Raw genomic sequence first — 16431 nt, forward strand, 5'->3', positions numbered from 1 at the left:
TATATGTTATATACGCAAAATGGTCTAGATCTTATCCCACGTTCTGTAGGACAGATCTAAACCTTTGTATTGTTGAGTAATTAAGCTTACTTAAGCTCAACCTCTGCTCCAGCCTCTTCTAACTGAGTTTTTAATGCTTCAGCTTCGTCTTTAGAAACTGCTTCTTTGATAGCGCTAGGTGCATCATCAACTAAACCTTTAGCTTCTTTTAATCCTAAACCAGTTAATTCTTTAACTAATTTTACTACAGCTAATTTAGATGCTCCAGCTGCTTTTAAGATAACATCAAATTCAGTTTGAGCTTCACCAGCATCATCACCACCAGCAGCAGGACCAGCAACAGCAACTGCAGCAGCAGCAGCAGGCTCGATACCATACTCATCTTTTAATATAGTTGCTAACTCATTTACTTCTTTTACAGTAAGGTTAACTAATTGTTCTGCGAAATCTTTTAAATCTGCCATTTTTCTATCGTTTTAATCGTGTTTTTTAATAATAATATAATTGTAATAAAGTGCGTACTTCTTTAAGACTATCCTTCTTTTTCAGATAGTGTTTTAATAAGTCCAGCAATTGTGTTTCCACCTGATTTAAGCGCTGATACCACATTCTTAGCAGGAGATTGAAGTAATCCAATAATTTCTCCTAGTAACTCTTCTTTAGACTTGATATCAACTAATGCGTCTAATTGTTCGTCACCAATGTAAACAGCTTCCTCAATAAATGCTCCTTTTAATAAAGGTTTTTCAGATTTCTTACGGAAATTCTTAATTAATTTTGCTGGTGCATTACCTGTTTCAGAATACATCACCGATGTATTTCCTTTTAAAACTGCAGGAAGTTCTCCAAATTCTTTATCTGAAGCTTCCATTGCTTTTGCAAGTAATGTATTTTTAACAACAGCCATTTTTACGTTTGCCTTAAAAGCAGCACGACGTAAATCTGAGGTAGCCCCTGCATTTAACCCAGAAATATCAGCTAAATAGATATTTGTGTTATTAGCTAATTCTGCAGTCAACTCCTCAATTACTTGTGATTTTTCTTCTCTTGTCATGATAAAAGTTTTAACTTAGATTAACTAACCTTAGGATCAATTGCAATACTAGGACTCATGGTAGAAGACATGTGAATACTTTTCACATAAACCCCTTTTGCAGTTGTTGGTTTTAATTTAATTAATGTTTGTATTAATTCATTTGCGTTACCCGCAATTTTATCAGCACTAAATGATGCTTTACCAATAGCAGCATGTACAATACCTGTTTTATCAACTTTAAAGTCAATTTTCCCAGCTTTTACTTCTGCTACTGCCTTAGCAATATCCATGGTTACTGTACCTGTTTTAGGGTTTGGCATTAAACCACGAGGACCTAATACACGTCCTAAAGGACCTAATTTACCCATAACACTAGGCATAGTTATAATAACATCTATATCAGTCCATCCGCTCTTGATTTTGTCAAGATACTCATCTAAACCTACATAATCAGCTCCTGCTTCTTTAGCTTCTGCTTCTTTATCAGGTGTTACTAATGCTAATACTTTCATATCTTTACCAGTACCGTGAGGAAGTGATACTACACCTCTTACCATTTGATTTGCTTTACGAGGATCTACACCCAAACGTACTGCTATATCAACTGATGCGTCAAACTTTGTATTGGTAATTTCTTTTACTAGTTCAGATGCTTCATTTAATGAATACACCCTTCCTTTTTCAATTTTCGCTAAAGCTTCTTTTTGCTTTCTTGTTAATCTTGCCATTTTCTAATGCTTTAATAGATTAAGAAGGAAATTTTCCTGTTACAGTTATTCCCATCGATCTTGCAGTACCAGCAACCATTTTCATAGCAGAACCAATTTCAAATGCATTTAAATCTTGCATTTTGTCTTCTGCGATAGTTTTAATCTGATCCCACGTTACTTTAGCTACTTTTTTTCGGTTAGGTTCTCCTGAACCTTTTTTCACCTTGGCCGCTTCTAATAATTGTACTGCAGCTGGAGGCGTTTTGATTACAAAGTCAAATGACTTGTCTTTGTAAACAGAAATAACTACTGGTAATACTTTACCAGCCTTATCTTGTGTTCTCGCATTAAATTGCTTACAGAACTCCATGATATTAACTCCAGCAGCACCTAAAGCGGGTCCAACCGGTGGCGACGGATTCGCAGCACCTCCCCGAACTTGTAACTTAACTACTTTACCTAATTCTTTTGCCATTTTTAATAATTTAATTTGAAACCTTCTTATGTTTTGGAAGCGAAAGACGGTATCAATTTATATAGTGTAACAATTATTATACTTTTTCAACCTGCATATAACTTAACTCTAATGGTGTTTTTCTTCCAAAGATTTTCACCATTACTTCAAGCTTACGCTTTTCTTCATTTATTTTCTCAATAGTACCATCAAATCCGTTGAACGGCCCATCAATAACTTTTACGGTTTCTCCTTTTGTATAAGGAATTGCAACATTAGCCGTTTTCTCTACAGCCAATTCATCAACCTTACCTAACATTCTGTTTACTTCAGATTGTCTTAACGGCACAGGATCACCACCTTTAGTTTCACCTAAAAAACCAATAACATTAGTTACTGAACGAATAATATGAGGCACTTCTCCAGTTAAATTCGCCTGAATCATAATATACCCAGGAAAAAACACCTTTTCTTTATGAATTTTTTTTCCGTTACGAATTTGAATCACACGCTCTGTTGGTACCAAAACCTGATCAACATAATCTTGCATCCCTAAACGAGCTATTTCATTCTCAATATAGGTTTTGATTTTGTTTTCCTGTCCACTTACCGCACGAACAACATACCACTTTTTATCACTTCCTTCAGACATAAATTTTTCTTTTTAACGTTAAATGTTAACTAATCCATTGAAAGTAAGTAGTAATAACTTTACTGAATACTGTATCGATACCCCAAATAGCAAGAGAAAAAACAATTGAAAATACTGCAACCAATACAGTTAAACTCTGTCCTTCAGCCCAAGTAGGCCAAGTCACATTATTTTTTAACTCTCCAAATGAATCTTTTATGTAATTTACAAATCCTGCCATTTTGTTATTTTCTTTTTTTTAGACACGTTAAAATGTTTTTCAACCTATTTAACTATCTGTTTTTTTGCACGGGTTGCGAGACTCGAACTCACGACACCTGGTTTTGGAGACCAGTGCTCTACCAACTGAGCTAAACCCGTAAACATAAGCGAAGGTATTCCTTTTAAATTTCCGGAATACCTTTGCTCATTTATATTCTTATTAAACTATTGTATTAGTCTAAAATTTCAGTTACCTGACCAGCACCAACTGTTCTACCTCCTTCACGGATAGCGAAACGTAAACCTACGTTCATTGCAATTGGCTGAATTAACTCAACAGTAATAGTTAAGTTATCTCCTGGCATAACCATCTCAACTCCATCAGGTAAAGAAATGTTACCAGTTACATCAGTTGTACGTACGTAGAACTGTGGACGGTAGTTATTGTGGAAAGGCGTATGACGACCACCCTCTTCTTTTTTCAAGATATAAACCTCTGCTTTAAATTTAGCGTGAGGAGTTACAGAACCAGGCTTAGTGATTACCATACCTCTAGAGATTTGAGTTTTCTCAATACCTCTTAATAAGATACCAGCGTTATCACCAGCTTCACCTCTATCTAATATTTGACGGAACATCTCAATACCAGTGATAGTAGAAGTTAACTTCTCAGCTCCCATACCAATGATTTCAACAGGATCTCCAGTTTTAGCTACACCAGTTTCAATACGACCAGTTGCTACAGTACCACGACCAGTAATAGAGAATACGTCTTCGATAGGCATTAAGAAAGGCTTATCCATATCACGTACAGGCTCTTCAATCCAGTTATCACAAGCATCCATTAACTCCATTACAGTATCAACCCATTTTTGCTCACCGTTAAGTGCACCTAAAGCTGAACCTGAAATTACAGGACCATTATCTCCATCGTACTCATAGAAGTTTAATAGATCTCTTACTTCCATATCTACTAACTCTAAAAGCTCTTCATCATCAACCATATCAACTTTGTTTAAGAAAACAACGATACGAGGAATACCTACTTGACGACCTAATAAGATATGCTCACGAGTTTGTGGCATAGGACCATCAGTAGCAGCAACCACTAAGATAGCACCATCCATTTGAGCAGCACCAGTTACCATGTTCTTAACGTAATCCGCGTGACCTGGACAGTCAACGTGAGCATAGTGACGGTTAGCTGTTTGATATTCTACGTGAGATGTATTAATTGTAATACCTCTTTCTTTCTCTTCAGGAGCGTTATCAATTTGATCGAAGTCTTTTGCTTCAGATAAACCTGCATCAGCTAATACTTTAGTAATAGCAGCAGTTAAAGTTGTTTTACCGTGATCTACGTGTCCAATTGTACCAATATTTAAGTGTGGTTTTGAACGATCAAAAGTTGCCTTTGCCATGTTTTTTAATAATTTTAATCTTAGTTATATAATAATATTAGTGTACTCTGTTTTTTACCTCTAATATATTAGAGCCAATGACGAGATTTGAACTCGTGACCTCTTCCTTACCAAGGAAACGCTCTACCCCTGAGCTACACCGGCGTAAAGTTTTTATTTCCTATTCTCTCAAAAGCCTTATATATTAAGACCAATTAATTGAAAGAAGAGATTCCTGCCTTCGCAGGAATTTAGAGCGGGAGACCGGGTTCGAACCGGCGACATTCAGCTTGGAAGGCTGACGCTCTACCAACTGAGCTACTCCCGCAAATTTTAAAATTCAAACTTCAATTTTAGTGGGGAGAGCAGGATTCGAACCTGCGAAGGTAAAAACCAACAGATTTACAGTCTGTCCTCGTTGGCCGCTTGAGTATCTCCCCAATGAATTTTATCAATATTTCTTAAGAACTTGAGCCGATAGAGGGACTCGAACCCACGACCTGCTGATTACAAATCAGCTGCTCTAGCCAGCTGAGCTATATCGGCTTTTCTTACCTTTTTTACATATAAAAAAAGCCCGCTATTTCTAACGGACTGCAAATGTATATATTTTTTATTTTATTCAAAACATATTTTAACAAATTTTTGTTATAAATGCGTTCTTAATTTTTCTTTTCGCTTTATTAACTGTCTTTCAAGTGAGGCTACAGCCATATCTGCTCCTTCTTCAAAGGTTTTACATTGTTTTTTTACCACAAAACTATCTCCTGGAACACTTACCCTTGCCTCAAATATTTTATTCTCTTTTTCACTTGTATTTTCTACTTTTAAATACACATCAGATTTAATTACCTTGTCGTAAAACAAATCCAACTTATCCATACGTTTTTGAATGAATGTGATTAATTTCTTATCAGCATTAAAATTAATTGATTGGGTGTTTACTTTCATACTCCTAATATTTTTTAGTTAGACAATAAATCAACAATACTATTCCTTACCTCTAGGATGCGCATTAATATGCACTTGTTTCAATTCTGCTATACTATTGTGGGTGTAAACCTGGGTGGCAGCTAAACTTGAATGTCCTAAAAGTTCTTTAACAGCATTTAAATCGGCACCTTGGTTTAACAAATGCGTAGCAAAAGAGTGTCTTAAAATATGAGGACTCTTTTTTACCTTTGTAGATGCTAAACTAAAATACTCATTTATTATTCTGTAAACAAGTGTTTCATAAATTTTCCTGCCTTTTTTTGTTAAAAAAAAATAATCCTCGTCAACAACACTATCCAAATCATTCCTGAAAACCAAATACTTACGTATGTTTTCAACCACTGTATTTAATAATGGAATGAGACGTTCCTTATTTCGCTTACCTAAAACCTTAAGGGTTTTATTATTTAAATCAAAACTAGACATTTTAAGTTCAACCAGCTCAGTGCGTCGTATTCCTGTTGAATAGAATAACTCAATAATAGTTAGATTTCTAACACTTTCAAAATCGTTTCTTGAATTTAATACCTCCAGAACGGTTTCTATTTCATGTTCAGAAAAAGGTGTTTGCACTTTTTTACTTGTTTTTAGCGCTTTGTGTTTTGACAATGGGTTTACTTTAATATCGCCTGTTTTTAATAAAAACTTATAATAGCTATTTAAACTTGATATTTTCCTATTAATGCTCCGGTTTACTAAACCCTTTTCTACCAACAATACAATCCAACTTCTTATTTGCGTATAATGTATTTCTTCTAAACCATTTACCTCATACTCATTTTGCATAAACTCTAAAAACTCGTTTAAATCATTTTCATAGGCCACTACAGTAAGGCGAGAGTAATTTTTCTCTAACAACAAATAATCTAAGAAAGGCTTAAACGTCATATACAAAGGAAAGTGTTATTTTAATTCATAAGCGTGATGAGTAAAAATACAATCTTTTAAGGAAAATTGAATCAAAAAAAATCCCGCATAATGCGGGATTTTAATTTTGCTTTGTATTTACTATACTTCCTCTGCGTCTCTCAACGATTGGATATATTGTGCTTTTTGAACCTGTGCTCTGCGCACCACTGAAGGCTTAGTGTAATACTTACGCTCTTGCAATTGATTCTTGATAGTGGTTCTTACAAACTTACGTTTGTAACGTTTCAACGCTCTATCTATATTTTCTCCGTCTTTTACTGGAATTATCAACATAGTGTCTTAACCTCCTCTCTTTTAGAATTTTCAGGCCGCAAATATAAAAACAATCTTTAATTTTAAACAAAAAAAATATTTTTTTTTTATGTTGCTGGCTTATAAGATTTTTTGTCAATAATAATCTTTGAAAGTATTTCTCTTAGAATCTCTGAAGTTCCCCCGCCAATAGGCCCTAACCTACTATCTCGAAGCAGTCTTGCTAAAGGATAATCTTCCATATAGCCATAACCACCTAAGAACTGTAAACATTCATAAATAACCTCATCAGCCATCTTTGTTGATTTCAATTTAGACATAGTGGCTTCTTTAACTACATATTCCCCCTTATTTAATCTAAATACAACCGAGTAATTAAACTGCTTGCACACCTCCATATCTGAATATAAATCCACATATTTATGTCTTAAGGCTTGATACATATCTAAAGATTTACCAAATGTTTTTCTTTCAGACATATATTGTAAGGCATAATCGAGAGCATATTCTGCTCTTGCGTGGGCATTAACACCCATTACTAAACGCTCTAGCGCAAAATGCTGCATTATATATGCAAACCCCTCATTTTCTTGACCTAACAAGTTAGTGACTGGCACCTTAACATTATCAAAAGCAATCTCTGCTGTATCTGAAGCTCTCCAACCCAATTTATCTAATTTGGTTGCCGTGATACCTGGCGTATCTCTATCTACAACAAAAATACTCATTCCCTTATTACCTTGCTCAGGACTCGTTTTTGCGGCCACTACTAAATAGTCACTATACACCCCATTGGTAATAAAGGTTTTAGCCCCATTAATCACATAATGATCATCAATCTTCACGGCTGTAGTACGCATCCCTGCAACATCACTACCTCCCGATGGCTCAGAGATACATAAACAACCTATCTTATCACCAGCAATACTTGGTGCCAAATAGTTTTGTTTAATAGCTTCATCTCCTTCCGCATTAAGGTGCGTCATAGCTAAATAAACATGTGCCCAAATGGCCGCCGCAAACCCGCCTGAATTTATTTTTTGAAGCTCCTCTTGTAAAATAACCGTGTAAAAAAGATCAAGATTTAAACCTCCATAGGCCTCAGGATAGTTAATCCCAAAAAAACCCATGTCACCAAACTTCTTCCAAATAAATCTATCAATAGTTCCCGTTTTCTCCCATTTATCAATGTGCGGTAAAACTTCTTTTTTTAAAAAATCCTGAAGGCTTTTTCTAAACAGGTTATGCTCTTCAGTGAAGTACATGTTATTCATCTAGTTTCTTTTTCAAGATGCAAATATAATTTAATTATATCTATTTTATTTACAGGAAAGCCTTTTACTTTTTGCAATTCATCAATTGAATTATACCCTTCTTTTAATTGGCGTTGTTCTATGATTTGATGCGCCAATTCATAATCTATATAAGGAATTGTTACCAATTGATTTACCGTAATGGTATTAATATTAAACGTCTTGATGCTTCTTGGGGTTTTTAACTCAAATACTTTCAATATGCTTTGAATAACCTCTGGTGATAAATCATACACCTCATAAAGTTCAACCTCATCGGCAAAACCACCTTTAAACCTGTTTCTGAATTTGATAATTCTATTAGAAAGCACTTCTCCTACCCCATTCACAACCTGAAGTTCACCTGCTGTGGCCTGATTTAAATCTTTCTTTTGATACGTTATTCTAGACGTGTTCTTTGCTGATGCTTTTTTAATACTAGAATTATTAATCCATTCAGGAAATTTAAAATAGGGTGAGAGCACTTCTAATAACGAATCTGATACTTGAGTTACCTCTTGAAATTGTTTGGAAGAATTAATCCATTTATTGTCTTTTCTGAATTGCAACAACCTATCAATCTCCACATTAGACATCCCCAAAACATACCCTTTATAGTCTGTAATAAAGTTAGGATTGAAAGGCGTTATTTCTGTCGATTTTTCTTTTATTTCAAGTTGTCTTAAAGAATCCACCTCTTTTTCAAACAGTAATAAGGCTTCCTCATTTACAACTAGTGGTTCTAAGGGCGCGCTTATGAAAAAATACAAACATTGAAATAAAACAATAAGTATGAGCAATAAAAAAATCCCATGACGTTGTTTTTTAGAAAACTGAAAATGGGATTTCATAGACTTATGTTTTTAAAGTTATGTTACATATGTTTTGTTAAATCCTCAGCCCCTTCCTCTAAAGCTTCATGTTTAACATTTATAGCATCCATATACTTCGATAATTCTCGCTTAATTATTGGAGACAATATCACCACACCAATAATATTTGGTACAACCATGGCAAAAATCATGGCATCAGAGAAATCAATTACAGCACCAAGACTTATTGAAGAACCTATAACCACGAATAATAAAAATAATAGTTTATAGACTAAGTCACTAACCTTTCCTTTTCCGAATAAAAACACCCAACCTTGCATACCATAGTAAGACCAAGAAATCATGGTTGAAAACGCAAATAGAATTACGGCCACTGTTAACACGATAGAAAAGTGTGGTATAACCGAATCAAAAGCCGTTGCTGTAAGTTCAACCCCTTCTTTAATAGGTACACCGTACTCCATAAAACTACCATCAAAGTTGGTAATAACAATCACCAAAGCTGTCATTGTACAAATTACAACCGTATCAACAAAAGGCTCTAATAATGCTACAATTCCTTCACTGGCAGGATAGGTTGTTCGTACCGCAGAGTGAGCAATAGCGGCACTACCAACACCAGCTTCATTAGAAAAAGCTCCTCTACGAATGCCTTGAATCATAACCCCAATTAAACCACCTGCTATTCCTAAACCAGAAAATGCTCCTTCAAAAATTAAAGCAAAGGCATCATCAATTAAATGCCAATTGGCCCCTAAAATAACTAAGGCTGCAAGCACATAAATACCAGCCATAAAAGGCACTACCTTTTCGGTTACGGCTGCTATTCTTTTAATTCCTCCAATTATCACCACAGCCACTAAAATAGCCATAACAATACCAAAATACAATCTAGCGTTTGAGCTTTCAAGTTCAAACAACTTAATAAACTGAGCAGCCGCTTGATTTGCTTGAAACATATTTCCCCCTCCAAAGGACCCCCCAATAACAAAAATAGCAAACAACACAGCCAACACTTTTCCAAAACCGCCCATGTTTTTCTCTCTAAACCCTTTGGTTAGGTAATACATAGGTCCACCATATACTGTACCATCTTTAGCCACATCGCGATATTTAACCCCTAAAGTGCATTCTGCAAACTTAGAGGCCATCCCTATAAAACCTGCAAGAATCATCCAAAACGTAGCGCCAGGACCACCAATAGAAAGCGCTACTGCTACTCCTGCAATGTTTCCTAAACCAACTGTAGCTGACAATGCTGCGGTTAGAGCTTGAAAATGAGACACCTCGCCATGGGCACTATCATCCCTTAAGGTTTCAATGATATTCTCATCTTCATTTGGTGTTTGATCTCCATATAACGTATCGGCTCCATGCTTTTCAATATCTTCATATTTTCCTTGAACTACTCTAATAGCCGTTTTAAAACCTGTAATGTTTATAAACTTAAAAAAAATAGTAAAAAACAAAGCACCACCTACTAAAACTATTAATACCCAAGGCACTTTAACTGTTTCAGAAAATGGAATTTCATAAAATATGCCTTCTACAAACCACCCCGTATAGTCTTTAAAAACGCGGTCAATTTTTTCTGGGGTTGATTCCTTTGCAAATGTTAAAAATGGTGCTATTAAAGTAAATAATGAAAGAAAATATTTCTTCATAAGAAAGTTTTAGTTTTTAAGATATCAAACAATTGTCATGTGTAAGTCGGGCAAGATGCTAAAAAAAAATGATTTTATAAAACATTGCTTGTTAAAATGGCCTAAACCGAATCAATATTGTAAATGCTATTCAAAGCTTCTATTTGTTCTGGCCTTCCTAAAACAATAATCTTAGAATTTAATTCCAATTTCATTTCAGCCTCAGGATTTACGATATATTGACCATTGCCATCTTTGTAACCAATAACAGTACACCCCGTTTTTCTTCTTAAATCTAAATCTTTAATTGTTTTAGTATCTTTTGAACTATAAAGTTTTTCAACGGCCACTTCTTCAATATTTATATCTGATTTACCTACAATAGACAAATTATCTATAAATTCCATCAATCCCGGTACTACAACCAAAGAAGCCATATGATCACCACCTATTTTATCTGGCAAAATAACGTTATTAGCTCCTGCAAATTTTAGCTTATCATAAGAAGATTCATTTGAAGCTCTACTAATTATATTGATTTTATCATTGAGTTGCCTTGTTGAAAGCACTACGAACAAGTTATCGGCATCATTTGGGAGCGCTGAAATAAAACAAGAAGCTCTATTAACACCAGCTGCCATAAGTATTTCATCTTCATTTGCATTGCCAATCACATAAGGAACATTGTCTATTTGTAAGCGACCTTCCATTTCTCTATTTTTTTCAATAACTACAAAGGGTTTTTTGTAAGCAGCAAGTTTTCTTGCAGCCTGCTTTCCGTTTCTCCCATAGCCACAAATAACAATATGATTTTTAAAAGCATCTATAAGTTTTTGCATCTTTTTTTGTTTTAGTTCTTCAATATCATTTTTGCTCAAAATATATTCTGTGATAATAGATAAAGCATACCCTACAATAACTACACTTGCCAAAATCAAAAATATGGTAAAAATCTTAGATTCATCATCTAGAGGCACCACTTCACTAAACCCAACAGTCGTCATGGTAATCACTGTCATATAAAGCGCATCAATCCAGGTATACTCAGAAATAAAAACGTACCCAATTACTCCAACAAGCAAAATAACAACCAGCAAAAATAGCGCAGTATATATTTTTGTTCGAAAAAATCTTATTAATGGATTCATAAATTACAGGTCAAAAACAGATGAACGTTTGGTATAAACTAAATCTTTTATCCGCATCCAGAATGCTAAAAACAAATATAACGCGAAACCAAAACCAACAGTTACAAAGGTTAAGTACATAAAAGATGTACGTACCACCTTTGCCCGAATACCTAACCTGTCGGCAATACGCTGACAAACATAATATCCATGTTTTTGAAAAAATAATAATGGCTTGTAAATAACGTTCATGCCGCAATTTAACACTTACTTTATTTGTTTAAAAGTTTATTCACTTAAAAGTTGATTTCCAATAGCACACTCTAAACATTTATGTTTAGCGCAGTAGACGGTTTTAAGCTGAATTAAGGCTTGAGATTCAAAAGATGAATGCGCTATTTGTTTTAACTCATTAAATGCTTTTATAATATTATTTTTTTCCGAAGGCATAGATTTAGCCAGATTGAAAATAGATGTTTCAGCCAGTTCTCCTTGTTTCATGGCATACCAAAACTTAATAGGAATGATTGTATTAATCACTAACAAATCAATAAATGATTTTGAGAGCGACTTTACCGTAGGCTTTGAGCTTTTTTGAAAAGTATAATGTGCCTCCCAGAACTTAGATGTATTCACTTTAAAAAGTTTATAAATATCATCTATATTTTTTGCCTCTATTACCTTTGAAAACAAATTATCCTGCAGATGATAAAGATTTGTTAATTGAGACAACCGAATGGTAGGAAAATTTGACGGTCTCAATCTGAAAAAATGTATTGGTAAAACTGTTGAATTTTCAATATGAAACTTTTGTTTTAAAAATGCGTAATCCTTTTTAAGGTTTTCAAAATAAGCATTTTCAAAATCTCCTTCAAGCAACCCTGCTTGCCCAAATAATAATGCCTCCAATTGCATTATATTAGACCTAGTTTTTCTAACGATGGAAAACCTAAAAGATTGCCCCAAACTAAAAAAAGCCTCACCATTAACTTTTAACCCAAAATTCTTGCACAGCATTTGAAACAAAACTGCTTCCCAGTCATTCTTTGTTGTTTTTAAAATATTTTCAATAGTGCTCGATTTTCGTTCTAAGCGTTCTACATACAATCTTTCTAACCAATTATCAACCACAAAATCATCAACGCGAGCAAACGAGTCTTCACAATTAATCCATTTGCTATTATTTATAAAAAGTTTATTGTAGGTTCCTAATATATCTTGGTTTACAATATGGCTTAACTCTAGGGTTGGAATCACAGAATTATCTTTTCTAAATACATCAATATCGTGTTCCCAAACTACATGCAAAATCACATTATCATACGCTTGATCTGTTTCATGGTTATGCAAAAACCAATCAGATGATTTTACATGAATTTCAACATTACCTGCCCATAGTTGGTTTGCTATTCTAACTTGAGCATTAAAAAAATCAGGCCCCGAATTTTGGTTATACTGTCCAACCGCATTGATGGTAATATTCTCACCTCTTGTGGTTTTTAAATTTGTTAATTGAACTTTTTTATGTTTCCATATATAGTGTAAAAAGTCTTCTTGCATACCATAAAAATAAAAACAATAAAGAAAATGAAAAATCTAAGTTTATTCAAGTAATATAAAAGAAGTTATCACTGAAATAGACTAAAAGCGAAGTTAATGAGCTCTTAATTACAAAAAAAATACTGATTTTAGCAATGTTAGAAGTTAAGATACTGCCTTTTTTTAGACGGTTTTTTTACAAAATATTTTTCAATAAGGCGATAAAAAGCTTAACCACTATAATCTTTTTATATTTGTAATACGAAAACAAAGCACCCCAATGGAAGCATTAACTCTTACAACGCCAGCTCTTTTATTTTCAGCTATTTCTTTAATTATGCTAGCCTATACCAATAGATTTTTAGCCTATGCTAGCGTGATTAGAAACTTACATGACAAATATCTTCAAAAGCATGATGAAACACTTATGCGACAAATAAAGAACTTAAAGAAACGCCTATATTTAATTCGATCCATGCAAATTGCAGGTATTTCGAGTCTGTTACTTTGTGTTTTAACCATGTTTTTGATTTATATTGAACAGCATCTCATAGCCGTTTGGATATTTGGTTTGGCCTTAATTTTACTAATCATCTCCTTAGCATTGTTAATTAGAGAAATTCAAATTTCAGTAAAAGCGCTAGAACATCATATTAGTGATATTGAAAAGGGATAGTAAAACACCATCCCTTCTCTTTATAACTCGTAATAGTTTTATTAATCGGAAATCAATTTCCGTAATCTCTTGCTCTAGGCACATTGACACCACTATCATAAGTTTTACCTCCTGTGAATTCATCAAAAAAACGATAGTAGTTGCCATAACCAAACTCAGTCTCTAAAACGCGTCGTTCATCTCTCATTTTTTGAAACATTTTTGTAGCTTCTTTTTGGTCGCCTATTAAGAAAAAGTAATCATTTTCTGATAGAATCTCTCCTTTTTTATTAACTAATTTTAATTCGACCAATACTTTTTCATCAACTTGCTTTAAAACATCTGCCGATATGGTTTCAAACTTTTTGGCACTATTTGCTTTTACCGTACCAATTTTGAATGTTTCTTCTTTTAATAATTTACCATGATTATCTTTAAAAATTATACTAGCTTGGCAGTTTTTAAAATCTTCAAACAAATCATTCACCACCCATAATTCGCCTTTAAAAGCTTCATTTTTACTCCATCTTCTTTTTTCAAACGACAGGTTAATCAACAAAGGTTGATAGGCTTTCTTAACAAAATCATAAGATCGTTTAGGTTCTTGATAATTATCAACAATACCCCATTTCATATCTGGCCAATACGTTATAAAATGACACAGTGCAATACCACTCAAGCTAGGTTTTTGTCTTCTAAAATATTCTATACCGTTTTGAAATATTATACCTTGTGTGTCTTGGGAAGCATTAACAAATTCTTCAAGGGATCCTATTTTTTCATCACCAAACACATCCCAATTTTGCATTCTTAATCGTACTAAATCTGCCCAATGGTGCCCCCAGCTTAACCCAGGTGTCCATAATTCATCTTCTGGAATAAACTTCTTTAAACTTTCAATTGATGGTACCGAAGTAATAGCAAACTCTGGTACAATTGGAAATTCCATGGTTTTCAACCAATCTTCATGTAAAAAACTCCCCATGTCATAAAAATATCTTAAGGCATGAACCGCTTCCTTGGGTTTAAACCCAGCCTCTTGAGACACCTCACAAGTTAGCGGAGAATCTGGCACATACGGTAAATCAACATAAGCCTGAAGCGAGTCTCCAAGTCGTTCTAGAAATTCTCTACCAAATTTTGCGTCTCTGGTTCTTAATAGCATTTCTTCTCCACCTTCCATCATAATCAATGATGGATGATTTCTACGCTCTTTAACTACACGCACACCTTCATTAAAAATCTCAGCCAACTCTTCTTCCTTATCAGGAATATTACCCGTTCCTAAAGGAATCATATCTTGCCAAACTGTAATCCCCATTTCATCACAATATTGATAAAATTCAGGAATCTCTGGAGGATGCCAACCAAATATCCTAATATTATTCATGTTAGCATCTTTAGCTAACTGAATGAGTGTTTTATATTCTTCAATTGACGTTCTACCTACAAAAATATCTGGTGGCCCTCCCCAACACGCCGAACGAATAAAATGAAACTTACCATTTATATATGTTGACCTTGGAAAGGACACATCAACATCCTTTTTAAATCCTGGATTCCATTTTGAGGTAACTTCCCTTATACCAAAAGTAATTTCTTTGAAATCTTGATTAAATTTTCCTTCCTTTAAAGAAATTCTAGCTTTATATAAATTAGGTTTCCCCATATCCCAAGGCCACCATAATTTAGGATTATCTAAATGAATATTGTGTGTAACTTTATGTATTCCTGGTTCAACCAATGCTGAGAACGTCACTGTTTTTACTTTTGAAGAAAAATTCTTCCCTTCTAAAGATGCTACAAAATTCATATTTTTTGCAGAAGATTCGGTATTTTCTACTGTAAGTTCTAAACTAACATCGGCTGAATTATCTTTATTAATAGAAGTATTAGCATATACATCATCAAAACGCACTTTCCCTGTAGATATCATTTTTACAGGACGGATAATTCCAAACGGAACTAAATCACGCCAATAATCTCCAAACCAAGGCGTTTTCTTTCCCGCTACCAAAGCATTGACACGTGGTGGAGGATCTAACTTTATCATAAGCATATTAGTACTTGAGAGTCGTTTTTTAGATACTCTTAAATAGTTAGTAACATCAAACGAAAAACCAGAAAAGGCTCCTTCATGTCTTCCTAAATAATGCCCGTTTAACCATACATCACATGCATAATCTACGCCTTCAAAAACAATTTTTACAACCTTATTATCTACAGGTTCGCTTACATGAAACTGGTGTGCATACCACCACTCATATTGCTGTACCCATTGTGCTTTAACACTGTTTCTCCCAAAATAAGGATCTTCAATAACACCAGCTTTCCACAAATCAGTATACACATCTCCTGGCACTTTAGCATAATTCCATACTAATGTTTCAATATCCTCTGGTGGTAATTGAGGGAGTCCCATTTTTACTCCTTCACCAGGAAGCATCATTTTCATGGTCCATTTCACACCACTTAAATCTCTTATCAATTGGCTGTTTTCAGTATGGGAAATCATCGTATTGGGCTGAGCCTGTAACATAGTAGACAGCAGACAAAAGATGAATACTCCCATTATTAGCTTTTTGTAATTTGTAGAGTATTTATTTTTTAGAAACATAAAACAAGTATTTTGCCACAAATATAATCATTTATGAAACTAATTTCAAATATGAAAACAAAATTCATGTATAAACAATGATAAAATATTTACACAA

Annotated in this window: 18 protein-coding genes and 5 tRNA genes; 1 reads left to right on the forward strand and 22 read right to left on the reverse strand. The window is 34.1% G+C overall.

The features are described from left to right. Positions 1-86: 86 nt before the first annotated feature. From rplL to FGF67_RS11685, 21 genes are all read right to left on the reverse strand, one after another. On the reverse strand, positions 87-464 hold the full coding sequence (rplL, locus tag FGF67_RS11585) for a 50S ribosomal protein L7/L12 (protein WP_139697916.1): 378 nt from the start codon (positions 462-464) through the stop codon (positions 87-89). Positions 465-532: 68 nt separating this feature from the next. After that, a complete protein-coding gene (rplJ, locus tag FGF67_RS11590; RefSeq protein WP_139697917.1) occupies positions 533-1054 on the reverse strand; it encodes a 50S ribosomal protein L10 in 522 nt (173 codons plus the stop codon). A 20-nt stretch (positions 1055-1074) separates the two neighbouring features. Next, positions 1075-1764 carry a 50S ribosomal protein L1 gene (gene rplA, locus FGF67_RS11595; RefSeq protein WP_139697918.1) on the reverse strand — a complete coding sequence of 230 codons (690 nt, stop codon included), beginning with the start codon at positions 1762-1764 and terminating at the stop codon, positions 1075-1077. A 19-nt stretch (positions 1765-1783) separates the two neighbouring features. Further along, positions 1784-2221, reverse strand: coding sequence for a 50S ribosomal protein L11 (gene rplK / locus FGF67_RS11600; protein ID WP_139697919.1), 438 nt, complete (start codon positions 2219-2221; stop codon positions 1784-1786). 76 nt (positions 2222-2297) lie between these two features. After that, positions 2298-2852, reverse strand: coding sequence for a transcription termination/antitermination protein NusG (nusG, locus tag FGF67_RS11605; protein WP_139697920.1), 555 nt, complete (start codon positions 2850-2852; stop codon positions 2298-2300). A gap of 25 nt (positions 2853-2877) precedes the next feature. Beyond that, complete coding sequence (secE, locus tag FGF67_RS11610; RefSeq protein ID WP_139697921.1) at positions 2878-3072, reverse strand: preprotein translocase subunit SecE; 195 nt, start codon at positions 3070-3072, stop codon at positions 2878-2880. 67 nt (positions 3073-3139) lie between these two features. Continuing rightward, positions 3140-3212 (reverse strand) — tRNA-Trp (locus FGF67_RS11615). 74 nt (positions 3213-3286) lie between these two features. After that, a complete protein-coding gene (gene tuf, locus FGF67_RS11620) occupies positions 3287-4474 on the reverse strand; it encodes an elongation factor Tu (protein WP_139697922.1) in 1188 nt (395 codons plus the stop codon). A 72-nt stretch (positions 4475-4546) separates the two neighbouring features. Beyond that, a tRNA-Thr gene (locus FGF67_RS11625) sits at positions 4547-4618 on the reverse strand. A gap of 90 nt (positions 4619-4708) precedes the next feature. Next, positions 4709-4781, reverse strand: a tRNA-Gly gene (locus tag FGF67_RS11630). 29 nt (positions 4782-4810) lie between these two features. Next, positions 4811-4893 (reverse strand) — tRNA-Tyr (locus tag FGF67_RS11635). A 32-nt stretch (positions 4894-4925) separates the two neighbouring features. Then, positions 4926-4999: transfer RNA gene (locus FGF67_RS11640), tRNA-Thr, on the reverse strand. A gap of 102 nt (positions 5000-5101) precedes the next feature. Next, the gene (locus FGF67_RS11645; RefSeq protein ID WP_139697923.1) at positions 5102-5404 is read right to left on the reverse strand and encodes an HPF/RaiA family ribosome-associated protein; all 303 of its coding nucleotides are present in this window, start codon (positions 5402-5404) and stop codon (positions 5102-5104) included. A 39-nt stretch (positions 5405-5443) separates the two neighbouring features. Next, positions 5444-6334, reverse strand: a complete 891-nt coding sequence (locus tag FGF67_RS11650; protein WP_139697924.1) for a tyrosine-type recombinase/integrase — start codon at positions 6332-6334, stop codon at positions 5444-5446. Positions 6335-6454: 120 nt separating this feature from the next. Continuing rightward, positions 6455-6649, reverse strand: coding sequence for a 30S ribosomal protein S21 (rpsU, locus tag FGF67_RS11655; protein ID WP_139697925.1), 195 nt, complete (start codon positions 6647-6649; stop codon positions 6455-6457). 86 nt (positions 6650-6735) lie between these two features. Further along, positions 6736-7902, reverse strand: a complete 1167-nt coding sequence (locus FGF67_RS11660; protein ID WP_139697926.1) for an acyl-CoA dehydrogenase family protein — start codon at positions 7900-7902, stop codon at positions 6736-6738. Beyond that, positions 7899-8771, reverse strand: coding sequence for a ComEA family DNA-binding protein (locus FGF67_RS11665; RefSeq protein ID WP_139697927.1), 873 nt, complete (start codon positions 8769-8771; stop codon positions 7899-7901). The genes FGF67_RS11660 and FGF67_RS11665 overlap by 4 nt, the downstream gene beginning before the upstream one ends. Before the next feature lie 23 nt (positions 8772-8794). Then, the gene (locus tag FGF67_RS11670; protein WP_139697928.1) at positions 8795-10417 is read right to left on the reverse strand and encodes an alanine/glycine:cation symporter family protein; all 1623 of its coding nucleotides are present in this window, start codon (positions 10415-10417) and stop codon (positions 8795-8797) included. Between the two features lie 101 nt (positions 10418-10518). Further along, positions 10519-11544 (reverse strand): potassium channel family protein, encoded by a 1026-nt coding sequence (locus FGF67_RS11675; RefSeq protein ID WP_139697929.1) that lies wholly within the window; start codon positions 11542-11544, stop codon positions 10519-10521. 3 nt (positions 11545-11547) lie between these two features. After that, a complete protein-coding gene (locus FGF67_RS11680; protein WP_139697930.1) occupies positions 11548-11775 on the reverse strand; it encodes a PspC domain-containing protein in 228 nt (75 codons plus the stop codon). 36 nt (positions 11776-11811) lie between these two features. Next, positions 11812-13083, reverse strand: a complete 1272-nt coding sequence (locus FGF67_RS11685) for a DUF2851 family protein (RefSeq protein WP_139697931.1) — start codon at positions 13081-13083, stop codon at positions 11812-11814. 259 nt (positions 13084-13342) lie between these two features. Here FGF67_RS11685 and FGF67_RS11690 point away from each other — a divergent pair, with 259 nt between their 5' ends. Next, positions 13343-13738: a DUF2721 domain-containing protein gene (locus tag FGF67_RS11690; protein WP_139697932.1), complete on the forward strand. Its 396-nt coding sequence runs from the start codon at positions 13343-13345 to the stop codon at positions 13736-13738. Between the two features lie 52 nt (positions 13739-13790). Here FGF67_RS11690 and FGF67_RS11695 read toward each other — a convergent pair whose 3' ends face one another. Further along, positions 13791-16289, reverse strand: a complete 2499-nt coding sequence (locus tag FGF67_RS11695; RefSeq protein ID WP_233244066.1) for a beta-mannosidase — start codon at positions 16287-16289, stop codon at positions 13791-13793. Positions 16290-16431: the final 142 nt, after the last annotated feature.

It is taken from the genome of Allotamlana fucoidanivorans (genome assembly GCF_006265225.1).
Taxonomy (GTDB): domain Bacteria; phylum Bacteroidota; class Bacteroidia; order Flavobacteriales; family Flavobacteriaceae; genus Allotamlana; species Allotamlana fucoidanivorans.